At 71.0% G+C, this 23,839-nt stretch carries 22 protein-coding genes and 1 tRNA gene; 8 read left to right on the top strand and 15 right to left on the bottom strand.

Annotated elements, in window-relative coordinates; genetic code table 11:
* Both ABTY62_RS35635 and ABTY62_RS35630 read right to left on the bottom strand, forming a co-directional pair.
* Window positions 1-702, bottom strand: a complete 702-nt coding sequence (locus ABTY62_RS35635; protein WP_352133544.1) for a hypothetical protein — start codon at window positions 700-702, stop codon at window positions 1-3.
* Between the two features lie 675 nt (window positions 703-1,377).
* Window positions 1,378-1,453 (bottom strand) — tRNA-Thr (locus ABTY62_RS35630).
* Window positions 1,454-1,650: 197 nt separating this feature from the next.
* Between ABTY62_RS35630 and ABTY62_RS35625 the strand changes: the two genes are divergently transcribed.
* The 3 genes from ABTY62_RS35625 to ABTY62_RS35615 all read left to right on the top strand — a co-directional run bounded on the left by ABTY62_RS35625 (window position 1,651) and on the right by ABTY62_RS35615 (window position 4,383).
* Window positions 1,651-2,787 (top strand): ABC transporter ATP-binding protein, encoded by a 1,137-nt coding sequence (locus ABTY62_RS35625; RefSeq protein WP_352133543.1) that lies wholly within the window; start codon window positions 1,651-1,653, stop codon window positions 2,785-2,787.
* Window positions 2,788-3,112: 325 nt separating this feature from the next.
* Window positions 3,113-3,532, top strand: a complete 420-nt coding sequence (locus ABTY62_RS35620; RefSeq protein ID WP_352133542.1) for a hypothetical protein — start codon at window positions 3,113-3,115, stop codon at window positions 3,530-3,532.
* Window positions 3,533-3,588: 56 nt separating this feature from the next.
* Entirely contained in the window at window positions 3,589-4,383 is a 795-nt protein-coding gene (locus ABTY62_RS35615) for a nucleotidyltransferase family protein (RefSeq protein ID WP_311724503.1), read from the top strand.
* 126 nt (window positions 4,384-4,509) lie between these two features.
* On the opposite strand, the gene ABTY62_RS35610 is transcribed toward ABTY62_RS35615, so the two are convergent.
* From ABTY62_RS35610 to ABTY62_RS35580, 7 genes are all read right to left on the bottom strand, one after another.
* Window positions 4,510-6,153: a DoxX family membrane protein gene (locus tag ABTY62_RS35610; RefSeq protein ID WP_352133541.1), complete on the bottom strand. Its 1,644-nt coding sequence runs from the start codon at window positions 6,151-6,153 to the stop codon at window positions 4,510-4,512.
* Between the two features lie 102 nt (window positions 6,154-6,255).
* Window positions 6,256-7,206, bottom strand: coding sequence for a 23S rRNA (guanosine(2251)-2'-O)-methyltransferase RlmB (gene rlmB, locus ABTY62_RS35605; protein ID WP_352133540.1), 951 nt, complete (start codon window positions 7,204-7,206; stop codon window positions 6,256-6,258).
* Between the two features lie 179 nt (window positions 7,207-7,385).
* Window positions 7,386-8,786 (bottom strand): cysteine--tRNA ligase, encoded by a 1,401-nt coding sequence (gene cysS / locus ABTY62_RS35600; protein WP_352133539.1) that lies wholly within the window; start codon window positions 8,784-8,786, stop codon window positions 7,386-7,388.
* Window positions 8,787-8,875: 89 nt separating this feature from the next.
* On the bottom strand, window positions 8,876-9,280 hold the full coding sequence (locus ABTY62_RS35595; RefSeq protein WP_352133538.1) for a PPOX class F420-dependent oxidoreductase: 405 nt from the start codon (window positions 9,278-9,280) through the stop codon (window positions 8,876-8,878).
* Between the two features lie 146 nt (window positions 9,281-9,426).
* A complete protein-coding gene (gene ispF / locus ABTY62_RS35590) occupies window positions 9,427-9,930 on the bottom strand; it encodes a 2-C-methyl-D-erythritol 2,4-cyclodiphosphate synthase (protein ID WP_352133537.1) in 504 nt (167 codons plus the stop codon).
* On the bottom strand, window positions 9,920-10,711 hold the full coding sequence (gene ispD / locus ABTY62_RS35585) for a 2-C-methyl-D-erythritol 4-phosphate cytidylyltransferase (protein ID WP_352133536.1): 792 nt from the start codon (window positions 10,709-10,711) through the stop codon (window positions 9,920-9,922). Before ispD ends, ispF begins: the two co-directional genes overlap by 11 nt.
* Window positions 10,712-10,997: 286 nt before the next feature.
* On the bottom strand, window positions 10,998-11,480 hold the full coding sequence (locus ABTY62_RS35580) for a CarD family transcriptional regulator (RefSeq protein WP_003953493.1): 483 nt from the start codon (window positions 11,478-11,480) through the stop codon (window positions 10,998-11,000).
* A 666-nt stretch (window positions 11,481-12,146) separates the two neighbouring features.
* Here ABTY62_RS35580 and ABTY62_RS35575 point away from each other — a divergent pair.
* Window positions 12,147-12,860, top strand: a complete 714-nt coding sequence (locus ABTY62_RS35575; RefSeq protein ID WP_352133535.1) for a DUF461 domain-containing protein — start codon at window positions 12,147-12,149, stop codon at window positions 12,858-12,860.
* An 83-nt stretch (window positions 12,861-12,943) separates the two neighbouring features.
* Here ABTY62_RS35575 and phoP read toward each other — a convergent pair whose 3' ends face one another.
* Window positions 12,944-13,624 (bottom strand): two-component system response regulator PhoP, encoded by a 681-nt coding sequence (phoP, locus tag ABTY62_RS35570; RefSeq protein WP_232268924.1) that lies wholly within the window; start codon window positions 13,622-13,624, stop codon window positions 12,944-12,946.
* A complete protein-coding gene (gene phoR, locus ABTY62_RS35565; protein WP_352133534.1) occupies window positions 13,621-14,910 on the bottom strand; it encodes a two-component system sensor histidine kinase PhoR in 1,290 nt (429 codons plus the stop codon). Before phoR ends, phoP begins: the two co-directional genes overlap by 4 nt.
* Window positions 14,911-15,122: 212 nt before the next feature.
* Here phoR and phoU point away from each other — a divergent pair, with 212 nt between their 5' ends.
* On the top strand, window positions 15,123-15,800 hold the full coding sequence (gene phoU, locus ABTY62_RS35560; protein ID WP_352133533.1) for a phosphate signaling complex protein PhoU: 678 nt from the start codon (window positions 15,123-15,125) through the stop codon (window positions 15,798-15,800).
* A gap of 487 nt (window positions 15,801-16,287) precedes the next feature.
* Here phoU and ABTY62_RS35555 read toward each other — a convergent pair whose 3' ends face one another.
* The gene (locus tag ABTY62_RS35555; protein WP_352133532.1) at window positions 16,288-16,644 is read right to left on the bottom strand and encodes a carboxymuconolactone decarboxylase family protein; all 357 of its coding nucleotides are present in this window, start codon (window positions 16,642-16,644) and stop codon (window positions 16,288-16,290) included.
* Between the two features lie 269 nt (window positions 16,645-16,913).
* On the opposite strand from ABTY62_RS35555, the gene ABTY62_RS35550 reads away from it, so the two are divergent.
* Both ABTY62_RS35550 and ABTY62_RS35545 read left to right on the top strand, forming a co-directional pair.
* On the top strand, window positions 16,914-18,122 hold the full coding sequence (locus tag ABTY62_RS35550; protein ID WP_352133531.1) for an NAD(P)/FAD-dependent oxidoreductase: 1,209 nt from the start codon (window positions 16,914-16,916) through the stop codon (window positions 18,120-18,122).
* A 10-nt stretch (window positions 18,123-18,132) separates the two neighbouring features.
* Window positions 18,133-19,068 (top strand): sigma-70 family RNA polymerase sigma factor, encoded by a 936-nt coding sequence (locus ABTY62_RS35545; protein ID WP_352133530.1) that lies wholly within the window; start codon window positions 18,133-18,135, stop codon window positions 19,066-19,068.
* Between the two features lie 115 nt (window positions 19,069-19,183).
* Here the strand turns inward: ABTY62_RS35545 and ABTY62_RS35540 are convergent, their stop codons facing one another.
* The 3 genes from ABTY62_RS35540 to ABTY62_RS35530 all read right to left on the bottom strand — a co-directional run bounded on the left by ABTY62_RS35540 (window position 19,184) and on the right by ABTY62_RS35530 (window position 22,426).
* Window positions 19,184-20,605 carry an ATP-binding protein gene (locus ABTY62_RS35540; protein WP_352133529.1) on the bottom strand — a complete coding sequence of 474 codons (1,422 nt, stop codon included), beginning with the start codon at window positions 20,603-20,605 and terminating at the stop codon, window positions 19,184-19,186.
* A gap of 126 nt (window positions 20,606-20,731) precedes the next feature.
* Window positions 20,732-21,271 carry a hypothetical protein gene (locus tag ABTY62_RS35535; RefSeq protein WP_352133528.1) on the bottom strand — a complete coding sequence of 180 codons (540 nt, stop codon included), beginning with the start codon at window positions 21,269-21,271 and terminating at the stop codon, window positions 20,732-20,734.
* A gap of 393 nt (window positions 21,272-21,664) precedes the next feature.
* A complete protein-coding gene (locus ABTY62_RS35530) occupies window positions 21,665-22,426 on the bottom strand; it encodes a phosphoglyceromutase (protein WP_352133527.1) in 762 nt (253 codons plus the stop codon).
* A gap of 147 nt (window positions 22,427-22,573) precedes the next feature.
* On the opposite strand from ABTY62_RS35530, the gene ABTY62_RS35525 reads away from it, so the two are divergent.
* The gene (locus tag ABTY62_RS35525) at window positions 22,574-23,830 is read left to right on the top strand and encodes an MDR family MFS transporter (RefSeq protein WP_352133526.1); all 1,257 of its coding nucleotides are present in this window, start codon (window positions 22,574-22,576) and stop codon (window positions 23,828-23,830) included.
* Window positions 23,831-23,839: the final 9 nt, after the last annotated feature.

The following is a 23,839-nucleotide window of genomic DNA, read 5'->3' as shown; positions in this document are numbered from 1 at the left end:
TCAGTCGACGTCCGACAACAGCCCCAGCTCGACGGCGCGCACCCCGGCCTGGAAGCGGGAGTTGGCCCCGACGTCACGCATGATCGCCGCGACATGGCGGCGATAGGTGCGCAGCGAGACCCTGATCTGGCGCGCCGCCACATCGTCCGTGTGGCCCTCTCGCAGACGCTCCAGGATCATCCGTACGGAGTCCGAGCGCAGCCGCTCGGCCAGGCGCTGGTGCTCCTCGAGCGGCATCGCGCTGCCCCAGGCCCCGGCGAACATCAGGTCCAGCGCGCGGACCGAGGCGGGGTCGGTGTTGAAGGTCGCGTAGCGTCCGCCGTGTTCGCCGCCGGACCGGCCGAAGGCAGCCCTGCCGTCGGCGATCACGGTCCCCTGGAGATCGACGTCCGCGACCCGGACCTCATAGCCCAGGGGGCCGCGCCGCGCGGCGGCGAGGATGCCGAGCGGGGCCAGGACCTGCGGGGCGCAGAGCACACGTACGGTGACCCCGGAGTTGGCGACGGCGGTGAACCGGGCCATCTGCGGGAGGATGGGTTTGGCCCGCTCGAAGGTACCGGGCACGATCAGGCTGATGCTGTGCCTGGCGCGCGTCAGCAGCTGCCCGATGGCCTGTCTGACGGCGGGGCCGTCGGTGGCCTGCACCATCGGCGGGGACTGTGCCGGGGCGCCGAGTACGGACACCACCGGCTCTTCCTTCATACAGGTCGCGCTGGTCGCACTGGTCGTACTGGACTTACTGGACAGTTTCAGACTGGACAGTTCAGCCATGACTCCCCCATGCGGCACACGACACGTCCGTCGCATACCCGTCGGTTGCTGCCGACCGTCCAAGGTGACCAAGAACGGCCGCGATGGCGGTCGGCGGCCGCCCCGTAATTGAATCTGCAATGACATCGCCGCCAACCAGAATCACGAAACTTCCGCATACCGAACTTCCGCGCCACCGTGACCCACCGGTTCTCAACTCACGAGTAACTCTTCCCTTCCGCAGCCGAGAAGCCCTTGTCCAGTGGGTGGATTGTGACCGGAAAGGCCGCACAAGCCCCTGCGGCGCGAGGTTAGTTCGCCCTCAGCAAGCCAGTCAACGCACTTCAGTTCGTAAAGATCAGGTAAAATCGCTCACCTTTGCGCCACTTCTGCTTAACGCAATGACGCGGCACCACGGGATTGTCAGCAAGTTGCACACCGACCGGGAAACTCCGCCCCCGAGGCCCCCGTCACGAACGCGCAGCGCATCCGGAAGGCCACGGTGGGCGATCAAGGAGGGGCGAGGCTGGCAATTTGTTGACAGCCGCGGCGGGCGGTGGGCGCGGGGATGCTCACGGAGCGAGACGAACGGCCCTCCGTGATCCGCCACGAAGGGCCGTGCGCGCGTGGAGCCGACTGTCGGGCTCGAACCGACGACCTTCGCTTTACAAGAGCGGTGCTCTACCAGCTGAGCTAAGTCGGCGCGTCCACAGCAGTGTACCCACGGCGCGGGGGTGATCCGTTCGAAATTCCCCGCCGGTCCAAACTTTGATCCGCACAGGTAGAGACAGGGAGCCCCACCCCGAAGTAAGGTCGCGGCCAGTCCATGAGAGTGGACTAGACCCCTGCCTTTACTCGGATCGTCCGGCACGTTCCTGCCGGTGAAGGGACCAGATCAGCATGGCCACGGTTACGTACGACAAGGCGACCCGGATCTACCCGGGCACTGAGAAGCCCGCCGTCGATCAGCTCGAGATCGACATCGAGGACGGCGAGTTCCTCGTTCTCGTCGGCCCCTCCGGCTGCGGCAAGTCCACCTCCCTGCGGATGCTCGCCGGCCTCGAGGACGTCAACGGCGGCGCGATCCGGATCGGCGACCGCGATGTCACCCACCTCCCGCCCAAGGACCGGGACATCGCGATGGTGTTCCAGAACTACGCGCTGTACCCGCACATGACCGTGGCCCAGAACATGGGCTTCGCGCTGAAGATCGCCGGCGTCAACAAGACGGAGATCCGGCAGAAGGTCGAGGAAGCGGCCAAGATCCTGGACCTGACCGAGTACCTGGACCGCAAGCCCAAGGCGCTCTCCGGTGGTCAGCGGCAGCGTGTCGCGATGGGCCGCGCCATCGTGCGTGAGCCGCAGGTCTTCCTCATGGACGAGCCGCTGTCCAACCTGGACGCCAAGCTCCGTGTGCAGACCCGTACCCAGATCGCGAGCCTCCAGCGCCGGCTGGGCATCACCACCGTGTACGTCACCCACGACCAGGTCGAGGCCATGACCATGGGCGACCGGGTGGCCGTGCTCAAGGACGGGCTGCTCCAGCAGGTCGACTCGCCGCGCAACATGTACGACAAGCCCGCCAACCTCTTCGTGGCCGGCTTCATCGGCTCCCCGGCGATGAACCTCATCGAGGTGCCGATCACCGACGGCGGCGTGAAGTTCGGCAACAGCGTCGTCCCGATCAGCCGTGAGGCGCTCAGCGCGGCGGCGGACAAGGGCGACCGCACGGTCACCGTCGGCGTCCGCCCCGAGCACTTCGACGTGGTCGAGGAGAACGGCGCCGCCGCCAAGGCCCTCGCCAAGGAGAGCAAGGACGCCCCGGCCGGCCTCGCCGTCTCCGTGAACGTCGTCGAGGAGACGGGCGCCGACGGCTACGTCTACGGCACCGTCGAGGTCGGCGGCGAGACCAAGGACCTCGTCGTGCGCGTCAACAGCCGTTCGGTGCCCGACAAGGGCTCCACGCTGCACGTCGTCCCGCGGGCGGGCGAGTCCCACGTCTTCTCGACGTCCACCGGCGAGCGCCTGACCGACTGAGCGAGTTCAGCCGGCGGTCGCCGACCGGCGAACGACTCCGCGGCGCCGCCCCTCCGCCTCGTGCGGACGGGCGGCGCCGCCGTTTGTCGCGGCGACATGAGCGGGCATCTGTTGCTGTATCGACAAATACCCCGACAGATAAATACCCTTCCATATCGGGCATTTCACCCCAACCCGTCAAGGCGCATTCCACTTCCAGGGGTATCGCGTCCCCCGAAACGGTGACTAAATGTCGCCAAATCATCGCTCCTCGCTACGATCGCCGCGTACCCCAGTCCCGTACGCACCGACCGTCGAGCACGGCCACGAACCGCGAGGAACGTCCTTGAACACCGCAGCACGCCGCATCGGCAGAACTCTCGCCCTCGTCCTCCCCGTCGTCCTCGTCCTCTCCGGGACGCTCGCCGTCACCCGCGTCCCGTGGGCATCCCCGGCGTCCGAGTCGCAGATCCTCACCGCCTCCTCCGACAAGGCGTCCACCCGCGCCGTCCACCGCGCCCCGCACGAGGTGCTGCGCGACCGGCTGCTCGCCGAACTCCAGGAGAAGGACCCGGGCGTGGCGCTCACCCACCTCCAGGTCGCCACCTCCGAGCGCCCCTCGCTGGCCAGGCACTGCGCCTCCATCGCCCGCGCCCTCGGCCGCGCCGCGGTCGCCAAGTACGGCGGCACGGACCGCGCCCAGGCCTACGCCCGCCCGGTCTGCGACACCTCGTACGCGACCGGCGTGGCCCGGTCCCGCCCCTGACGCGGCTCGCGGCCCCCACCCTTATGTCCTCGGCGGTCCCGCATATCGTGCGGCCCATGACAGATGACGCCCGCACCGCCGCGCGGCACCCGCTGCCGGCCCGCCCCACGCAAGCCGTCGTCCTGGCCGGAGGCCAGGGCTCACGGCTGCGCCCCTACACCGACGACCGCCCCAAGCCGATGGTCGAGATCCCCGGCACCGGCACCCCGATCATCGGCCACCAGCTCGCCTGGCTGGCCGCAGAGGGCGTCACCGACGCCGTGGTCTCCTGCGGTCACCTCGCGGCGGTGCTCCAGGACTGGCTGGAGTCGGCGGACCTGCCGCTGCGGGTGACCACGGTCGTCGAGAAGGAGCCGCTCGGCCGCGGCGGCGGTCTGAAGTTCGCCGCGGCGTCGCTCCCGCACCCCGACCGGTCCTGGTACGCCACCAACGGCGACATCTGGACCCGCTTCTCGCTCCGCGAGATGGCCGACTTCCACCGCGAGCGGGACGCGGTCGCCACGCTCGCCCTGGCCCGCCCGCGCATCCCCTGGGGCGCGGTGGAGACCGACGAGTTCGGCCACGTCCTCGACTTCATCGAGGCGCCGCCGTCGCCGTACCTCATCAACGCCGGCGTCTACGTCTTCTCCGCCGCCTTCACGGAGCTGCTCCCCGACCGGGGGGACCACGAGCGCACCACCTTCCCCCGGCTCGCCCGCGAGCGCCGCCTGGCGGGGTTCCCGCTGCCCCACGGCGCGTACTGGCGCGCCATCGACACCGCCAAGGACCTGACCGAGGCGGCGAAGGAGCTGGCCGCCGGGTCCCCGCCGCACGGCTCGCTGGGCCAGGCCTCCGCCGCGCAGCAGGCGTGAGCGCCGCTCCTGGGGCGGCCGCCGCAGGAGCGTGCTGAGCCACCGAGCCCCGGCAGCAGCCGACCCGGCCCAGGCATTGCCTGAGCCGGGTCGATGTCTGTGTAGGTGTCGGTGTTGGTGTGGGCGTCAGCCGAGGAGGCCGCCGAGTGCGCCGCTGCTGCCCTCCGTGGCGCCCTCGGTGTAGCCGTAGGCGTCGCCCGACGTGCCGCCGCTGCCCGTGACCGTCTCGGGCCAGGTCTCGCCCTCGCCGATCCCCAGGCCGCCCCGGCCCACCCGGCCGCCCGCCGAAGACGGCCCTTCCGGAGTCTCCGGGGCGACGGGCCGGCCCGGCCGCCGCGGGGCGGTCCGCGCGCCGCCCGGGGAGTGGCTGGGGCGGGCGGAGCCGGCGGCCGGGGCCGACGCGCTGGGCGCCCCCGTCGACGAGGCGGCCGACGGGGGCGTCGGGCTGGTCACGGGCGCGCGCGGGGACGGCGCCCCGCCCCCGCCGAGGGGCCCGCGGGTGGCGCCGGTGGGGCTCTGGTCGGCCCGCCGCGGCAGCGGCGAGCCGGGCAGGTTGTTGGTCGGGACGTCGCTCGGCTCCGGGCCGCGCACCGTCTCCGACGCCCGTACGGCGCCGCCGAGCATCGAGCCGAGGAGCAGCGTCAGCCCGGCCACGATCAGCGCCATGAAGGTGCCCCGGCGCAGCACCCGCCGCCGCAGCTCCCACACCCCCACCCGCGGTCCGAGCCGCCGCCACGCCTCGCCCGCGAGCCGGGCGTCCGCCGAGTACACCGGGGCACCCGCGATGATCAGCGGGCTCCAGGCGGCGAGGTAGATGATGTCCGGCGCGTCGTACACCGGCACGGTCCGCCAGCTCACGGTGAGGATCAGCGCGGCCGACAGCGTCGCGCCGAAGAAGGCCGCCAGCCGCTGCCACAGCCCGAGGACCGTGAGCACCCCCACCACGACCTGGAGGAAGGCCACCGTCAGGCCCGCGCCCACCGGGTGCCCGAGCGCGAGGTCGCGCAGCGGCTCCGCGATCGGCCAGGGGTGCAGCGACCGCAGCCAGGTGACCATCGAGCCGCGCTCGCCGCCGTCGAAGTAGACCGGGTCGGAGAGCTTGCCCATGCCGGCGTAGACGGAGATGAGGCCGAGGAAGATGCGCAGCGGGAGCAGCACGACGCCCAGGTTCATCCGGCGGCCGGGGTAGTAGGCCTGGTGCCGCGCGGTGTCGGAGTGGCGGCGCGGGCGCGGCACATCCGCGCCGCGGGCGGCCCGCCCCTGCGGTGCGCGCGGCTCCCGCGGCGCCCCGTGCCGCGCCCCGGCCCCGGCCCGGTCGGCCGGCGGCACGGCCTCGTCATGCGGGCTGCGGCGCGGGCCGACGACCGTGGGCGGGCCGTCGTCGAAGGTGAGGCGCGGCAGCACCTGTGTGGCGGCCGCTTCCTCGCCGCGGTCCCCGCCGACGGCGCCCGTCTCCGCGAGTCCCTCCCCCGCGTACCGCACGGCCTGGAGCAGCCGGGTGGCGGCCACGTCGCCGCCGGGCCGGGTGCGGCCGCTCCAGACCACGGGCGGGCTGCGCCTGGCGGCGGCCGGGACGCGGGCGAGCCGCGTGGTGTCCGACAGCGCGCTGCTCACCACCGGGGTGGCGAGCTGTACCCGGAAGCTCGCGGGATTGACGGTGACCTGCGCCGGATCGCTCGGCACCTTGGCCATGGCCAGCTGTGGCTCGTCGTCAAAACCCGGTGCGCGTCCCCCCGTGGGCGTGCGGGGTGTTCTGGTCTCCACGCTCATCTAACCGAGTGACGCGCGGATAGGACACTGCCGTGACCGCCCCGGGGTGTCCGAGGCCCGTCAAGTCATGATCACACAAGCCCTGCCGGACACCCGGTCGGCTCACATCCGGTGCCGGACCGCCTCGTACAGCACGACGCCCGTCGCGACGCCCGCGTTGAGCGACTCGGCGCCGCCGGGCATCGGAATGCGCACCAGTACGTCGCAGGTCTCGGCGACCAGCCGGGACAGCCCCTTGCCCTCGCTGCCGGCCACGATCACCACCGGGCCCTCCAGCACCTCGGCGTTCTGCACCTCGGTGTCGCCGTCCGCGTCCAGGCCGACCACCATCAGGCCCGCCTTCTTGTACGCCTCCAGCGCCCGCGTGAGGTTGGTCGCCCGCGCCACCGGCGTACGCGCCGCGGTGCCCGCCGAGGTCTTCCACGCCCCCGCCGTCATCCCGGCCGCACGCCGCTCCGGCACCACCACACCATGGCCGCCGAACGCCGACACCGACCGCACCACCGCGCCCAGGTTCCGCGGGTCGGTGACCCCGTCGAGGGCGACGATCAGCGGGTCCTGGCCCTCGTCGGCCGCGGCCGCGACCAGGTCCTCGGGGTGCGCGTACTCGTACGGCGGCACCTGGAGCACCAGCCCCTGGTGGTTGAGGCCGTTCGTCATCCGGTCCAGCTCGGGGCGCGGGGCCTCCATGAGGTGTATGCCGCCGCGGTCGGCCGCCAGCTTCAGCGCCTCGCGCACCCGGTCGTCGCTGTCGATGAACTGCTGGACGTACAGCGTGCTGGCCGGCACGCCCTCGCGCAGCGCCTCGACGACCGGGTTACGGCCCACCACCAGCTCATTCGTGCCCTTGCCGCCGCGCCGGGGGGCCGGACGGCGGGCCGCCTGCTTGACGCGCGCATTGGCGACGCGCTGCTTGGCGTGGCCCTTGCGCATCTCGGCGGGCGGGGTGGGGCCCTTGCCCTCCAGGGCCCGGCGCCGCTTGCCGCCGCTGCCGACCGTCGCGCCCTTCTTGTTGGCGGTGCGGCGGTTCCTGCGCTGGCTGTTGCCGGCCATGGGGGTTCACCTGTTTCTCATCCGTGGCCGCCCGCCGGCCGCCCGGCCCTGGGGGCCTCACGGCTTCGCGCGGCTGTGCCGCCGGGCCTGGTCCGGCGGCTGCCTGCTTGTGTCATGTCGTGGTGGGTGTGCCGGTCGGCACACCGCGTCGGTCGGGGCGGGGCGGGTCGGGGCCCGGGTCAGCGCGAGCCGAGCTCCCAGCGCGGCCCGCTCGGGGTGTCCTCGATGACCAGCCCCGACTGCTGGAGCTGATCGCGGATGGCGTCCGCCGTCCCGTAGTCCTTACGGGTCCGCGCGGCCTGCCGCTGCTCGAGGACCAGCCGTACGAGCGAGTCGACCACGCCGTGCAGATCCTCACCCCGGTCCGGGCCGCCCGCCCAGTGCTCGTCGAGCGGGTCGAGGCCCAGCACGCCGAGCATGGCACGCACCTCGGCCAGCCGCGCGACCGCCGACTCCTTGTCGTCGGCGGTCAGGGCGGAGTTCCCCTGGCGGACGGTGGTGTGGACGACCGCGAGCGCCTGCGGGACGCCGAAGTCGTCGTCCAGCGCCTCCGCGAACGCGGGCGGCACCTCGGGCGCGGGCGGGACGACCTTCCCCGCCTTCTCGGTGACCCGCTGTACGAAGCCCTCGATGCGCGCGAACGCGGACTCGGCCTCGCGCAGCGACTCCTCGCTGTACTCGATCATGGAGCGGTAGTGCGGGGTGCCGAGGTAGTAGCGCAGCACGATGGGGCGCCAGTGCTTGACCATCTCGGAGACCAGCACCGAATTGCCGAGCGACTTGCTCATCTTCTCGCCGCTCATGGTCACCCAGGCGTTGTGCACCCAGTACGCGGCGAAGTCGTCGCCGAACGCCTTGGCCTGCGCGATCTCGTTCTCGTGGTGCGGGAAGATCAGGTCGACGCCGCCGCCGTGGATGTCGAAGGCCGAGCCCAGGTACCTGTGGGCCATCGCCGAGCACTCCAGGTGCCAGCCGGGCCGGCCGCGCCCCCACGGGGTCTCCCAGCTCGGCTCGCCGGGCTTGGCCGCCTTCCACATGGCGAAGTCGCGCGGGTCGCGCTTGCCGTACTCACCCTCGCCGGAGGGCTGGCGCAGCCCGTCAAGTTCCTGGTTGGAGAGCTGGAGATAGCCGGGGTACGAGCGCACGTCGAAGTAGACGCTGCCCTCGGCGGCATAGGCGTGGCCCCGCTCGATCAGGCCCCGCATCATCTCGATCATCTCCGGCACATGGCCGGTGGCCCGGGGCTCATAGGTCACGGGCAGGCAGCCGAGGACGTCGTACGCGGAGTTGAAGGCGCGCTCGTTCTCGTAGCCGATCGCCCACCACGGGCGGTTCTGCTCGGCCGACTTGGCGATGATCTTGTCGTCGATGTCGGTGACATTGCGGATGAACGTCACGTCATAGCCGCGGTAGGCGAACCAGCGGCGCATGATGTCGAAGTTGAGGCCCGACCTGATGTGCCCGATATGCGGGGCGGCCTGCACGGTCGCGCCACACAGGTAGATCGAGACACAGCCCGGGGTGAGCGGGGTGAAGTCACGGATCTGCCGGGCGCTGGTGTCGTACAGGCGAATAGTCACGCATCAAGGGTAGACGGAAGGGGGCAGTGCCCCGCGACCTTATGGCCGCAGGGACACAGAAGCGTGACACTTGGGACGCTCCGGCCGGCTCAGACCCTGCCGACGATCTTGAGCGGGGTGATCCGTACGGCGATGCGCTGGGCGTCCTCCGCGGCCGCCGGGTTGAACTCGGCGTACCTCTTCCCGGTGTACTTGAGCGACAGCTCGTCGATCAGGGCGTCGGCGCCCTCGGTGCTGTAGGCGGCGCTGCCGCGGATCTCCGCGTACGTGTACGGCTCCTCGGAGGGCTGCACCACGACCGACACCCGTGGCTCCCGGGCGATGTTCTTCTGCTTCTGCCGCCCCATGGTGGTCGAGATCAGCAGCTCGTCGCCGTCCCGCATCACCCAGACCGGTGAGAGCTGCGGGCTGCCGTCGGGCTGGATGGTCCCGACGGTCACGAAGACGGGGGTGTCGAGGAGACGCTTGAGATCGTCGGAGAGTGCGGCTGACACGGCGGTTCCTTCCCTCGCGCGATACGTACACGAGATGCGTACGGTGTGTCCGGTACCCGATGGGCGCCCGACACACCGTCAAATCCCCGCGAGAGAACCGTTCGGCGGAGCGACTTTCCCCCGCTCACCGCAGGCGGCCAGGCCGCCTAGCCCGCTCGCACCACCAGGGCCGTGGCGATCGCCGCGAGGCCCTCGGCGCGGCCGGTGAGGCCCAGGCCGTCAGTGGTGGTGCCCGAGATGGCCACGGGGGCGCCGACCGCCGCCGAGAGCACCTTCGTCGCCTCGTCCCGCCGCTTGCCGATCTTCGGGCGCACGCCGATCACCTGGATCGCCACGTTCCCGATCTCGAAGCCCGCGCTCCGGACGATCCGAGCGGCCTCGGCCAGCAGCGTGACCCCCGAGGCCCCGGCCCACTCGGGGCGGTCGGTGCCGAAGTGGGCCCCCAGGTCGCCGACCCCGGCGGCGGAGAACAGCGCGTCGCAGGCGGCGTGCGCGGCGACATCGCCGTCGGAGTGCCCGGCCAGGCCATACCCCCCGTACTCATCGCCTTCCCACAGCAGACCCGCGCACCACAGCTCGCGGCCCTTCTCGAAGGCGTGCACATCCGTGCCGATGCCCACGAGCGGCAGCCCGGTCAGGTCAGAAGCCATCGGTGGCCCTCCTCCGGGCGAGCACGGCCTCGGCCAGCACCAGATCCAGCGGCCGGGTCACCTTGAACGCCTCCTCGTGGCCGGGCACCACCACGACCTCGGCCCCGAGCCGCTCCACCATCCCGGCGTCGTCCGTCGCACCGTCGCCTTCCAGGACGATCTTCTCGTGCGCGGCGACCAGCGTGGCCCGGTCGAAGCCCTGCGGGGTCTGTACGGCGCGCAGCCGGGCGCGCTCCGGGGTGCCGACCACCGGCTCGGGCTCGCCCGCCCGGTCGCCGGTGCGCGGCTCGACCTGCTTGACGGTGTCGGCGAGCGGCAGCGCCGGTACGACGGCGGGCGCCCCCTCCCGTACGGCGGCGACGACCGCGTCCACGGTGTCCACGGGGACCAGCGGGCGCGCCGCGTCATGGACGAGGACGATCGCGACGTCCTCGGGGACGGCGGCCAGGCCGCGCCGGACCGACTCCTGACGGGTCTCGCCGCCGGGCACCACCACCACGTCGGTGTTCCCGGTGAGCGGGTAGGCGTCGAGCAGCCGGCGGACCTCATCGGCCCCGTCGGGCGGGGCGACCACGACCACGAGCGTGACGGAACGGGACCTGGCCATCGCCCGTACGGCATGGACCAGCATCGGCGTGCCGCTGAGCGGGCGCAGCGCCTTCGGCGCGCCGGGCCCGAGCCGCACCCCGCGGCCCGCCGCCGGGATGACGGCGGCGGTACGGGTGGGGCGGGCGGGGCTCTCGGCGCCCTCGGGATTCACGGACTGCCCTGATGCGGACATTGAGTTGGCGTTCAGGTTTGCTTCCTCAACCGAAGTGGGTATGGCCACAGCGTGCCGGGCGCGATGCCCCGACCAGCCCCTTCCGTGACGACTGGTCGAGCCAGCTGCCCGGGCCCGGCACACCAGCACCGTCGGCGCGGAGCCGGCGGCAGCGGGACCAGCAGCCGGATCACTGGCGGCAAGCACCGGCATGCGCACATGCCGCAGCGCCCGGCGACACGACAGACGCTAGGTCACGCTAGGTCACGCTAGGTCTGAGTCACTCGGGCACCGCGGCATCTATGTGTCAGGACGCGAGGACCTCGTCGAGCAGGGCCTCGGCCTTGTCTTCGTTGGTGTTCTCCGCGAGGGCGAGCTCACTCACCAGGATCTGGCGTGCCTTGGCAAGCATGCGCTTCTCACCGGCGGAAAGTCCGCGCTCCCGCTCTCGACGCCACAGGTCGCGCACCACTTCGGCAACCTTGATAACGTCGCCGGAGGCGAGCTTCTCGAGATTTGCCTTGTAGCGACGGGACCAGTTCGTCGGCTCTTCGGCGTACGGCGCGCGCAGCACCTCGAAGACCCGGTCCAGCCCGTCCTGGCCGACCACATCACGCACACCGACGAACTCCGCATTGTCCGCCGGCACACGAACCGTCAGGTCACCCTGAGCGACCTTCAGCACCAAGTAGGTCTTGTCCACGCCTTTGATCTGGCGAGTTTCGATGGCCTCGATCAGCGCGGCCCCGTGATGGGGATAGACCACGGTGTCGCCAACCTTGAACGTCATGTGACAGGTACCCCTTCCGTGGCTATCCAGGGTAACACGGGAACGCCTTCTTCTGAATGGCGTTTTCGCAGGTCAGGGCATATCTCGGGGCTTGACAACAGCAGGCGGAACGTGCTGGGCGGGGCCTGCGGAAGCGGGTATTCGCAGGTGGGAGCGGCTGCGCGGGCACGGCGAAACCCGTACGTTACACCCCCCGACAGCCCCCCAAGAGTGACCTTACGTCCCGTTATGCCGGAGTCCGGTCGAAGGACTTCCGCTACTCCGTTCGGGCCCGGAGCGGCTGATCCCATCCCGTTTCCCGAATTGATCACGCCCGAGTGGATCAAGGATGGATCAAGGGTGGATCAACAGTGTTGATCAATTCTCGGACGTCCACACATTCCTTACCGATAATCGCCTCTACCGACACCGGGCCGATATTCGTCACGCACATCGGAGACGGGAGTCAGAAGCGGGACACGCGCGCTCAGAAGTGAACCCGGCGGACCGAAGACGGGCCGAAGACGAGCCGAAGACGAGCCGAAGATCGGATCACCGGACGGCGCCACGGCGGCGGGGCGTGGCACCGGGTGGGTCGGGTGCGGCCCCGGGCAGGGGGATCGGTAACCTAAGCCCGCTGATCCAGTTTTTACACAGCCCTACCTAGCCCTAGGAGATGCCGCCGCCGTGAGCAGCAGCCTTCGACGCGGCGTCCTCGCCGCCGCCCTCGTGGTCCCGGTCGCCTCGATCTCCGCCTGCGCAGCCGGCAACGACGCGCAGACGCTGGAGGTCAAGCCGGACAACGCCGCGACGTCCGTCGGGGATATCAAGATCCAGAACGCCAGCATCGTGACCCAGCCGGAGCGCGAGGCGAAGGGCCCGGCCGTCGTCACGGCCAAGATCTTCAACAACGGCGGCTCCGCCCAGACCATCAAGGCCATCACCCTCCCCGGGACCAGCTCCACGGTGAAGGTGTCCCCGGCCAAGGGCACGGGTCCGGTCGTCGTCCCGGCCGGCGGCTCGGTGCTCCTGGGCGGCAAGGGCAACCCCTCCGCGGTCATCGCGAACGGGCGCGAGGCCGCCAGGGACGGCGACGCGCAGCGGGTCGTCTTCGACCTCAGCAAGACGGGCGACGTGCCGATCACCGCGTTCGTGGTTCCGGCGAAGCACTACTTCGAGGGCTGGGGCCCCTCGCAGCTGCCGGCCGAGACCCCCACGAACACGACGCCGACGACCCCGGCCGGCAAGCAGAGCAGCAAGCCGGGCAGCACGCCGTCCGGCACCGGGACGGGTACCGACAAGCCGTCCGGCGAGGCCACGAACAAGCCCTCCGGTGGGGCGGGCGAGAGCAACGCGCCGTCCAACGGCATCGCCTCGGGCGAGCCGGCGCCCAACCAGTAGGCCACCGACGTACAGACGCCGCTGGGGCCCTGGAAGCGACTTCCAGGGCCCCAGCGGCGTGTGGCTTACGGCTTGCTCACGGTTTACGGCTCGAACTTGTAGCCCAGGCCGCGAACCGTCACCAGGTACCGGGGCGCGCCCGGGTCCGGCTCGATCTTCGCGCGCAGCCGCTTCACGTGGACGTCCAGCGTCTTCGTGTCACCCACGTAGTCCGCGCCCCACACGCGGTCGATCAGCTGCATCCGGGTCAGCACCCGGCCCGCGTTGCGCAGCAACATCTCCAGCAGGTCGAACTCCTTCAGCGGGAGATCCACCTTGCCGCCGCTGACCGTCACCACGTGGCGGTCCACGTCCATCCGTACCGGCCCCGCCTCCAGCGCGGCCGGGGTGACCTCCTCCGGCTCCCCGCGGCGGCGCAGCACGGCCCTGATGCGGGCCACCAGCTCGCGCGAGGAGAAGGGCTTGGTCACATAGTCATCGGCCCCTATCTCCAGGCCGACGACCTTGTCGATCTCGCTGTCCTTGGCGGTCACCATGATCACCGGGACGTTGGAGCGGCCGCGCAGCTGGCGGCACACCTCCGTGCCGGGGAGGCCCGGCAGCATCAGGTCGAGCAGCACCAGATCGGCGCCGTTGCGCTCGAACTCGTCAAGCCCCTCGGGTCCCGTTGCCGCGATGGCGACCTCGAATCCCTCCTTGCGAAGCATGTACGACAGCGCGTCGCTGAACGATTCCTCGTCCTCGACGACCAGAACTCGGGTCACGGAAGGACCTCCGGGGCAGAAAGGTGATCACAGGAATTGGTCTCGTACGGCCGGTCCTGGTCCTCTCCATCGAGGTCAGCGTTGGTCTCGTACGGCTCTCGCGACGAGCGGTCGCGGGATCGGTCGCGGTCGCGTACCGAGCCGGCTTCCGGCAGCCGCAGGGTGAAGGTGGAGCCCTGTCCCTCGGCACTCCACACAGTGACCTCCCCGCCGTGCGAGGCGGCCACATGCTTGACGATGGCGAGCCCGAGGCCGGTCCCGCCAGTCTGCCGCGAGCGGGCCGGGTCGACCCGGTAGAAGCGCTCGAAGATCCGCTCGCGGTCCTTCTCCGAGATGCCGATGCCCTGGTCGGTGACGGCGACCTCGATCTGATCGCCGGCGGTGGCGGGGAGCCGGCGGGCGGCGATGCCGACGCGGGTGCGGGCCGGGCTGTAGTTCACCGCGTTCTCGACGAGATTGCCGAGCGCGGCGGCCAGCTGGCCGCGGTTGCCCCACACATGCAGATCGGCGGTGCCGCCGGTGGCCATGGTGATCTGCTTGGTGCCCGCCTGGTGGCGGCACCGGTCGATGGCCTCGGCGACCAGCTCGTCCACGCGGACCGGCTCCGCGTCCTCCAGCGGGTCGTCGTTCTGTACCCGGGAGAGGTCGATGAGCTCCTGGACCAGGCTGGTCAGCCGGGTCGCCTCGATCTGCATCCGCCCGGCGAAGCGGGTGACCGCCTCGGGGTCGTCGGACGCGTCCATCACCGCTTCGGACAGCAGGGACAGCGCGCCGACCGGGGTCTTGAGCTCATGGCTGACGTTGGCGACGAAGTCGCGCCGCACGGCCTCGATCCGGCGGGCCTCGGTGAGGTCCTCGACCAGCAGGAGCACCAGCCGGGAGCCCAGCGGGGCGACTCTGGCCGACACCGCGAGGGCCTCGCCGCGGCCCGTGCCGCGCCGGGGCAGGTCCAGCTCGATCTGCCGTATCTCCCCGTCCCGCCGGGTGTCGCGAGCCATCTGGAGCATCGGCTCCACGGCCAGCTTCCCGCCGCGGACCAGCCCGAGCGCGTACGCCGCGGAGCTGGCCTTGACCACGGCGTCCGCCTCGTCGAGGACGACTGCCGAGGAGCGGAGTACGGAGAGCACGGTGTCCACGCCGGGCGGCAGCACGGCATCGGTGTGCAGCGAGGAGCGCGTAGGCTTCGCCTGTTCGCGTTCGCTCCAGCGGAACGCCAGCATGGCGATGACGCCGGTGCACAGCCCGGCGAGCGCCGCCAGTGCGGCGATCGCCGCGTTCACGTTCATGCATCCAGGTTATGCGCGGCGCGAGACAGCTCCACAGCCCCAGACGGGCACCCTCAGGGAGACGTTTCCCAGAGTTCACCGGGGAGTCAGTGGCGGTTCACTCCGGATGCCGGAGCCCGACGCGTTTTGGCCGGAACGTGGAAGCCTGGGGGGCGGCGAGTCAGAGTCCACCGAGATCCAACAGCGAGATCAACAGCGAGAGAAGGTCAGTGATGCGGGACGCGTACCACGAGGAGCTCGACTCGATCGGGGATGGCCTGGTCGACATGGCCCGGCTGGTCGGCTCTGCGATCGGACGGGCGACGACGGCGATACTCGACGCGGACCTCAAGCTCGCCGAGAGCGTCATCGCCGCAGATGAGAAGGTCGACAACCTTCAGCGCGACCTGGAGGCGCGGGCCATCACCCTGCTGGCCCGGCAGCAGCCGGTCGCCACGGATCTGCGGATCGTGGTGACCAGCCTGAGGATGAGCGCCGACCTGGAGCGGTCCGGCGACCTGGCGCAGCACGTCGCCAAGCTGGCCCGGCTCCGCTTCCCGGACTCGGCCGTTCCGCGTGACCTGAACGCGACCATCCTGGAGATGGGCCAGCTGGCGCAGCGGCTGATGGCCAAGGCCGCCGAGGTGATCATCACCAAGGACGTCGACCTCGCGCTCCAGCTGGAGGAGGACGACGACGCGATGGACCTGCTGCACCGCACCCTCTTCCAGCACCTGATGGACGACCGCTGGAAGCACGGCATAGAGACGGCCGTCGACGTGACGCTGCTGGGCCGCTACTACGAGCGGTTCGCGGACCACGCGGTCTCGGTCGCCAAGCGTGTGGTGTACCTGGTCACCGGCGAGCACGCCGACGAGATCGCGCAGGCGGAGGCGCCCGAGGGCGCGTGACCGCCCGTCCGGTCGGGTTCGGTTCGGTTCGGTCCGGTCCGGTCCGGTTCGGTCCGGTTCGGTTCGGTTCGGTTCGGGGCGTGAGGGCGGCGCTGTGCGCCCTCACGCGCCGGGCGCGCGCCCACCGCGCGGCGGGCCCCGTGCATCCGCGCGCCGCCCATGCGCCGCTACGGGCAGGGGCCGGGGGACCGGCACCATGGGCAGGAGGTGCACCCTCCCGAGACCTCCCTGGAGGCGACTCATGGCCGACTTCCCCACTCCCACCCCCGCCGACCCCACCCGGCCGGCGGCCGAACACCGCCCCCCGCTGCCCATCCTCGGCGCCTGCGGCTGCGGTTCCGGCTGTTCCTGCGGCTGCCAGTCCGGCGGATCCTGCTCATGCGGCGGCAACTGCGGCTGACGCCCTCACCTCATCGCATTCACCTCATGCCAAAGGGCCTTCGACCGGATACCGGTCGAAGGCCCTTCGGGTTGCGGCCGCGCAAGCTCAGGACTTGCTGCGGCTCCGGGCGTCGGCCTGGGCGATCGCCTCGGCTTCGGACTCGCCCACCGCCATGGCGAAGCCGAGCGCCTTGGTGATGTGGCCCGCAGCCGCCATGACGCGCGCCGTACCCACGACGGGAGCGATGGCGACGAGCACGTCCTGCAGCTGTTCAACGGTCAGGTCGGCCTTGACGGCGGGGTCGATGTGGGCCAGGTAGGAGATCGGCGGTGCGTCCATCGCCACCAGTGCGGCGATGCGGGTGAGGATGAGCATCCTCTCGTCGAGGCCGCAGCGCTCGATCGAGTCGATGGTCATGGCGGCGATGGTGTCGAGGACGGGAGTATCCGACGTAGTGGCCATGTCCGACCGCCTTTCGGTGCTACGCGGAGCCGACACGCGCCACCCACAGGACGCGGGAGGCCCCCACGCGCCGGCAGTTTGCCTTCCAACCCTAGGAGCCCCCTGAAGCTCGCGCATGCCGGGCTGTGCGCGATCCCGGCGGAATGAAGCCATGGCTGTCGTGGACGACCAGTCCCTCACGTGCGGTGACCCGCGTCACACCCGGCTCCTGTCAGCAATCGGGGCGCCATCTCGTTCAAGGGGCACGCGAACGAGACAGGAGCAACGCCATGAAGCACCGCATCGTCGTACTCGGCGCCGGATACGCCGGGGCCTTCGCCGCCGGAAGCCTGGCCCGCCGCCTCTCCCCCGCCGACACCGAGATCACCGTCGTCAACGCCGCGCCCGACTTCGTCGAGCGGATGCGGCTCCACCAGCTCGCGATCGGCCAGGACCTCGCGTTCCGCAAGCTCGCCGACGTATTCGCGGGCACCGGGGTGCGGCTGCGCCTGGCGCGCGTCACCGGCGTCGACCCCCAGCGCAGGACCGTCGCCGTGACCGGCGAGGACGGTGACGGCGGCGAGGACGGCGACGGCGCGCTCGCGTACGACACGCTTCTCTACGCGCTCGGCAGCTCCGTGGCCCACCATGGCGTCCCCGGTGTGGCCGAGTACGCCTTCGATGTGACCGGCCGGTCCGCCGCGCTGCGTCTGCGCGAGCGTCTGGCCGGCCTGGGCGAGGGCGGCACCGTGCTGGTCGTCGGTGAGGGGCTGACCGGCATCGAGACCGCCACCGAGTTCGCCGAGTCCCGGCCCGACCTCTCGGTCGCGCTCGCCGCCCGGGGCGAGCTGGGCGCCTGGCTCTCCCCGAAGGCCCGCCGTCACCTGCGCCAGGCCTTCGACCGGCTCGGCATCACCGTCCACGAGCACACCGGCGTCGAAGCCGTCGAGCCGACACGGGCGATCGCCGTTGACGGTACGTCCATCCCGGCCGACGTGACCGTGTGGTCGGCCGGGTTCGCCGTACATCCCATCGCGGCAGCCAGCGGCCTGGAGGTCGCCGAGACCGGCCAGATCGTCGTCGACCGCACCATGCGCTCGGTCTCGCACCCGGACGTCTACGCCGCCGGTGACTGCGCCTACGCGATCGGCGACAACGGCCGGCCGCTGCCGATGTCCTGCGCCTCGGCCGGCCTCACCAACATGCAGGCGACCGCCGCGATCATCGCGCGCCTGACGGGCGGCGAGGTCCCGACCACCGGGCTGAAGTACTACGGCAACCACATCAGCCTCGGGCGGCGGGACGCGATCTTCCAGATGGTGGACGGGGACGCCCGGTCGAAGTCCTGGTACCTGGGCGGCCGGGCCGCCGCGCGGCTCAAGTCCGGCGTGCTCAACGGGGCCGGGTGGGGCATCGCCCACCCGACCTTCGGCATGCCGAAGCGCAAGCGTCACCTGGCCACCGCGCCTGACCGGGCCGGTGTGAGGGCCGCCGCATAGGCTGCTCCGCATGGACAGCGCGGCCATCGACCGGTTCGAGGCCAGCCGGGACCGGCTGGCCTCGCTCGCGTACCGTCTGCTCGGCTCGGCGGCCGACGCCGAGGACGCCGTGCAGGACGCGTTCCTGCGCTGGCAGGCCGCGGACCGGGAACGTATCGAGGTGCCGGAGGCCTGGCTGACCAAGGTCGTCACCAATCTCTGCCTCGACCGGCTCCGCTCGGCGCAGGCACGCCATGAGCGCGCTGCCGGAGACTGGCTGCCCGAGCCACTCCTCGAGGGTGACCCGATGCTCGGCCCTGCCGATACCTTCGAGCAGCGCGAATCGGTGTCCTTGGCCGTACTGACCCTCATGGAGCGCCTCTCGCCGGTCGAGCGGGCCGCTTACGTCCTGCGCGAGGCCTTCTCGTACCCCCACGCAGAGATCGCCGGGATCCTCGACATCGCCGAGTCCGCGAGCCAGCAGCATGTCCACCGAGCCCGGCGCCGGGTCGCCGCCGAGCGCCACGGCGGCGAGGTGGACCCCGCGTCCGCGCGCCGGATCGTCGAGGAGTTCCTCGCCGCCGCCGCCTCCGGGCGCACCGAACGGCTGGTGGCGATGCTCACCGCCGACGCGACCGCGGTCTCGGACGGCGCCGGACTGGCCAGGCGGCTGCTGCGGTACAGGACGCGCGAGCGCATCGCCTCCTACGTGCTGGCCGGCTTCAAGCCCACTCCGGCGAAGCGGCGGCTGCTCGGTGGCTCCCCCGTGTTCCACATCGCGCCGGTCAACGGCGCCCCGGCCGTCCTCGCCGTGGTCGACGACCGGGTCGTGGGCGCCGTGGCGTTCGAGGTCAGCGACGGCAAGGTCGCGTCCCTGCGCGGCATCGCCGCCTCGAACCGGCTGGCGCGCCTCAGTGAGGCCTGGCGGCAGCACGAACCCGAAGCGCCGGTCATCGACACATGGTGACCGGCCCCGGCCCAGCAGCAAGCCCCCTACGCGCGAAGAACTCGCAGGTCGGGGGCTTACTGGCGTCGGCTTACTTCTTCTTGCCCCGGAGCCCCTGACCTGGGCTGCCGGGTTGTCATGTCCAGGCTCTGATGAGTTGGTCCGGAGTCAGGTGTGGGATGCCTTCGGCGGTGCAGCCGCTGCGGGCCACGGCGAGCAGGGGGGTGGTGTCGTCGGCGCCGGGCAGCTGGGAGCGGTGGGTGATGAGGCGGGCGAGGTCGCGAGAGTCGAAGGGCTTGCTCTCCAGCCACTTGACCGAACCGACGAGCGTGATCTTCTTGGCGATGGGGGAGCGGTCGGCTCCGACGATGTCGATTTCGGGGTCGTTGGTGCGGGTCCAGTAGCCCCCGATGGCGTCGGTGCCTTCGGGAAGACGGTCGTCGGCCAAGCGCCAGAGGGCGTCGCGGATCACGGGCTCGATGGCGCGGCCCCGCCAGGATGTCCAGCTGGTGCGGATCGTCGCGAGGACGCGATCGCCGCGGCCGCGTTCGATCGTCGGGATGGCCGGGCCGATGAAGGAGAGCCAGAATCGCAGGTACGGGTCGTCGATCCGGTAGCGGGTCTCGCGGCTGGGCCGGGTGGACAGCGGTGCGTCGGCGGCGACCATGCGGCGTGTGGTGAGCAGTTCGAGGGAGCGCTTGACGGAGCCGGGGTTGAGGTCTCCGGCGGCGCGTCCGATCAGGGTGAAGGTGCGTTCCCCGTGACCGATGGCGCCGAGCACGGTACGGGCTTGTGCCTCGGTGGGGAACTCGGCGGCCAGAGTGCGCTCGCCGCTGACGAGCAGGGCCGAGGTCGGGCGGCGCAGGGCCTGTCCCAGGTAGTCCCACAGTCCGGCGCCGTGTGGCCATTCCTCGAGGATCAGCGGCAGTCCGCCGCTGATCAGGTAGGCGTCGAAGGCATCGGCCGGGGGCAGGTCGAGCATGGCGGCGACCTCGGCCGGATTGAGCGGGGGGACGACCATCTCGGTTCCGCGCTGGTAGAAGGGCCGTCCGTAGGTGTTGAGCTGCTCCATCATGGCCAAATCGGAGCCGATGAGGATGAGCAGTACGGGGAGCTTGGACAGGGTCCGGTCGAATGTCTTCTGCAGCGCGCCCTCGAAGCTGGGGTCCTCGCGTACGAGGTAAGGCATCTCGTCGAGGACGACGATGCTCGGTGTGTCAGTGGGCAGCGCGCCGGCGAGCAGGCTCAGGGCGGCGTCCCAGGTCTGGGGGCTGGCGAAGTCCCCGAAGCGCGCGGCCTCGGGGAGGGTGGAGGCGGCTAGCTCGGCGGTGAAGCCCGCGAGGTCTTCCTTCCTGGAGCCGCCGACGGCGGTGAAGAAGACGTGCGGAAGTCCGGTCCGCTCCAGGAATTCCTCCACCAGGCGGGACTTGCCGACGCGCCGACGCCCCCGGATGAGCACGGCGCGGCCTCTTCGCCCACCGCGCCCTCCGGTGCGCACGGGGGCCAACAGTTCGTCCAGGAGGTTGAGTTCGGCCCGGCGCCCCACAAATCCGTCCATGGCGATCTCGCCTCCTGGCTCAGCTGGGATGGACACTTGCTTTGAGGATACTTTCATTCATGAAAGTTGCGCGAATGAAATCAATATTGAGAGCCGCCGGCCTGGACCCTTGCCCATTCAAGCGACTCATCGCCCATGGTCGGAGGCCCCAGCGTCCCTGCTGGGGCGTGGGTCGAGGCTCCGGATGCGGTCGGCGAGAGCGTGAACGTCGACCGGTTCGCCTGCCGCCGTGCGGACGGCTGCCAGTCCCAGGCTGTCTACGTCAAGCTTTTCCAGGGTGGGGCGGGCGAGGACGTAGAACTCCCACTGGGCGGTGTCGAGCGGGTCGTAGGCGGCGTGGTCGCGTGCCGTCTGGACGGCGAACACGTAGACGTCGGCGTTGTAGGACTTCGTGCCGGAGTATCCGGCCATAGGTGTCCAGGTGCGGGCTCGCAGTCCGCTGAAGCGGATGTCGGAGTGGCGGCGTTGTTCCCATGCTTGGACGTAGGCACTGGTCTTGACCTCGATGCGCAGTCCGTCGCCAGTTTCCACGTCATGGCTTACCCATTCCACTCGGGGCCGGCGGGACCCGACCGCATGGTGGACGAGGAACTCGGCGAACAAGCCGCGGGTGTTGTTGACCTTGAGGTCGGGCATGGCGAAGCGCCAGAAGTCGGCGACGGCCATACCTGGCACCCCGATGATCGGTTCGTCCCCGCGTAATGGTGTGACAGGTGGTGGGATCACGTGCTCATACGGCGACTGTGTCATGGGGCCAGTTTCCTGGAGTGTCATGGGTCTCCGGGACGATCTCGCAGACAACCGTTCGCGCCTGCGGGCCGCATCCGTGGGGCGGCGAAGGAAAGCGCTTCCGGTGCGGAGCCGGCGCGTGGGGATGGGGAGGTCACAGCACCGATGGCGGTCGCTGCCGTGACGGCGTTCCTGGTGGCCTTCCAGGTGAAGGCCGAGATTCTCACGAAGCCTCGCTCATGACCGAACACGGCCCAGCGACGGCCCAGAGGTAGCGAAAAGCCCCCTACCGGCGGAGAACCCGCAGGTAGGGGGCTTGTTCGTGGGCGCTTACTTCTTCTTGCCCTGGTTCTTGACCGCCTCGATCGCGGCCTTCGCGGCCTCCGGGTCGAGGTAGGTGCCGCCCGGGTTGAGGGGGCGGAAGTCGGCGTCGAGCTCGTAGGAGAGCGGGATGCCGGTGGGGATGTTCAGGCCCGCGATGTCGGCGTCGGAGACGCCGTCGAGGTGCTTGACCAGCGCGCGCAGCGAGTTCCCGTGCGCGGCGATCAGGACCGTGCGGCCGGCCAGCAGGTCCGGGACGATGCCGTCGTACCAGTACGGGAGCATGCGCTCGACGACGTCCTTGAGGCACTCGGTGCGCGGCCGCAGCTCCGGCGGGATGGTCGCGTAGCGCGGGTCGTCGGCCTGCGACCACTCGGAGTCGGCCTCGATCGGCGGCGGCGGGGTGTCGTACGAGCGGCGCCAGAGCATGAACTGCTCCTCGCCGAACTCGGCGAGCGTCTGGGCCTTGTCCTTGCCCTGGAGCGCGCCGTAGTGGCGCTCGTTGAGGCGCCAGGAGCGGTGGACCGGGATCCAGTGGCGGTCGGCGGCCTCCAGGGCGAGCTGCGCGGTGCGGATGGCGCGCTTCTGGAGGGAGGTGTGGAGCACGTCGGGGAGCAGGCCGGCGTCCTTGAGCAGCTCACCGCCGCGGACTGCCTCCTTCTCACCCTTCTCGTTGAGATTGACGTCCACCCAGCCGGTGAACAGGTTCTTCGCGTTCCACTCGCTCTCGCCGTGGCGGAGGAGGATCAGCTTGTACGGTGCGTCGGCCATGGCGTCGAGCCTACTTGACCCTACTTGACCCGCATGAACGCCCCGATTGACGCACCCGGTCAATCCGGTGGCGCGCGGGGGGACGCGGTCGGTAATTTGCGGCTAGCGGTTGCGCCGCTTACATTCCGCGCACTGGGGGGTCGCCCGATGTCCGTCGCCGTACCGTCCGTCGCCCGGATGAGGCAGGCAGCGAGGGAGAGCGTCTCGGGGCTGCCGCGGGCGTTCTGGTGGCTGTGGACCTCCACGCTGGTGAACCGGCTGGGCGGCTTCGTCGCTCCGTTTCTGGCCATGTACCTGACCGTGGACCGCGGCTACTCGGCCACGTACGCCGGTCTGGTCGGCGCGCTGCACGGGCTGGGCGGGGCGGTGTCGGCGTTGGGTGCCGGGGTCATGACGGACCGGCTGGGGCGGCGTCCCACGCTGCTCATCTCGCAGAGCGCCACGGCGGTCAGCGTCGCCGTGCTCGGCTTCGTGCAGGATCCGGCCGCGATCGCCGCCGTCGCCTTCCTCGTCGGTATGGCGTACAACGGGTCGCGGCCCGCGGTGCAGGCCATGATGGCCGACATCGTCGCCCCCAAGGACCGGATCCGCGCCTTCTCGCTCAACTACTGGGCCGTCAACCTCGGCTTCGCGTTCTCCGCGACCGTGGCGGGGCTGATCGCCGAGCACGGCTATCTGGCGCTGTTCCTGGGCGAGGCGATCATGACGCTGCTGTGCGCCGTCGTCGTCTTCGTCAAGCTGCCGGAGTCCCGCCCGGTGCGGGAAGACGGGGCGGACGGGGCGGACGGGGCGGACGGGGCGAAGGGGCCGGCGGTGGGCGAGCCGGAGGCCGGGCTCGGGGCCGTGCTGCGCGACCGGGGGTTCATGGCCGTGGTGGGGCTGTCGTTCCTGATCGCGACGATCATCCAGCAGGGGTTTGTGGGGCTGCCCGTGGCGATGGGCGCGAGCGGCCTGTCCAGCTCGGACTTCGGGCTGGCGCTCGCCGCGAACGGGGTGCTCATCGTGGCCCTGCAGATCCCGGTCACCCGGTTCGTCGAGCACCGCGAGCCCACCCGGCTGCTGGTCGGCGCCGCGCTGCTGATCGGCTACGGCTTCGGGCTCACCGCCTTCGCCGGGTCCGTCGGGATGTACGCCCTGACCGTGTGCGTCTGGACCATCGGCGAGATCATCAACACCCCGATCCAGATGGGGCTCGTGGCCCGGCTCTCGCCGACCCACGGGCGCGGCCGCTACCAGGGGGTGTATGTGCTCTCCTGGTCGCTCGCGGCGCTCGTCGCCCCGCTCGCGGGCGGGACGGTGATCGACCACTACGGGGCGGATGTGCTCTGGGCGGCGTGCGCGGTGACAGGGACGCTGGCCGCGGCCGGGTACGCGGCGCTGATGCGGGCGATCCCGGCCGACTGAGGCGCCGGG

Origin of the sequence: Streptomyces sp. NPDC097640 (genome assembly GCF_040302705.1) — a bacterium.
GTDB lineage: Bacteria > Actinomycetota > Actinomycetes > Streptomycetales > Streptomycetaceae > Streptomyces.
Note: the sequence above shows the minus strand (reverse complement) of the source record. Positions and strands in the feature narration are given on the sequence as shown.

Excerpts from the sequence above, each read along its gene's own strand:
- ABTY62_RS35635 (WP_352133544.1), bottom strand. The coding sequence starts at position 702 with ATGAAGGAAGAGCCGGTGGTGTCCGTACTCGGCGCCCCGGCACAGTCC.
- ABTY62_RS35625 (WP_352133543.1), top strand. The coding sequence starts at position 1,651 with ATGGCCACGGTTACGTACGACAAGGCGACCCGGATCTACCCGGGCACT.
- ABTY62_RS35615 (WP_311724503.1), top strand. The coding sequence starts at position 3,589 with ATGACAGATGACGCCCGCACCGCCGCGCGGCACCCGCTGCCGGCCCGC.
- ABTY62_RS35610 (WP_352133541.1), bottom strand. The coding sequence starts at position 6,153 with ATGAGCGTGGAGACCAGAACACCCCGCACGCCCACGGGGGGACGCGCA.
- rlmB (WP_352133540.1), bottom strand. The coding sequence starts at position 7,206 with ATGGCCGGCAACAGCCAGCGCAGGAACCGCCGCACCGCCAACAAGAAG.
- ispF (WP_352133537.1), bottom strand. The coding sequence starts at position 9,930 with ATGGCTTCTGACCTGACCGGGCTGCCGCTCGTGGGCATCGGCACGGAT.
- ispD (WP_352133536.1), bottom strand. The coding sequence starts at position 10,711 with ATGTCCGCATCAGGGCAGTCCGTGAATCCCGAGGGCGCCGAGAGCCCC.
- ABTY62_RS35580 (WP_003953493.1), bottom strand. The coding sequence starts at position 11,480 with ATGACGTTCAAGGTTGGCGACACCGTGGTCTATCCCCATCACGGGGCC.
- phoR (WP_352133534.1), bottom strand. The coding sequence starts at position 14,910 with ATGAACGTGAACGCGGCGATCGCCGCACTGGCGGCGCTCGCCGGGCTG.
- phoU (WP_352133533.1), top strand. The coding sequence starts at position 15,123 with ATGCGGGACGCGTACCACGAGGAGCTCGACTCGATCGGGGATGGCCTG.
- ABTY62_RS35555 (WP_352133532.1), bottom strand. The coding sequence starts at position 16,644 with ATGGCCACTACGTCGGATACTCCCGTCCTCGACACCATCGCCGCCATG.
- ABTY62_RS35550 (WP_352133531.1), top strand. The coding sequence starts at position 16,914 with ATGAAGCACCGCATCGTCGTACTCGGCGCCGGATACGCCGGGGCCTTC.
- ABTY62_RS35545 (WP_352133530.1), top strand. The coding sequence starts at position 18,133 with ATGGACAGCGCGGCCATCGACCGGTTCGAGGCCAGCCGGGACCGGCTG.
- ABTY62_RS35540 (WP_352133529.1), bottom strand. The coding sequence starts at position 20,605 with ATGGACGGATTTGTGGGGCGCCGGGCCGAACTCAACCTCCTGGACGAA.
- ABTY62_RS35535 (WP_352133528.1), bottom strand. The coding sequence starts at position 21,271 with ATGGCCGTCGCCGACTTCTGGCGCTTCGCCATGCCCGACCTCAAGGTC.
- ABTY62_RS35530 (WP_352133527.1), bottom strand. The coding sequence starts at position 22,426 with ATGGCCGACGCACCGTACAAGCTGATCCTCCTCCGCCACGGCGAGAGC.
- ABTY62_RS35525 (WP_352133526.1), top strand. The coding sequence starts at position 22,574 with ATGTCCGTCGCCGTACCGTCCGTCGCCCGGATGAGGCAGGCAGCGAGG.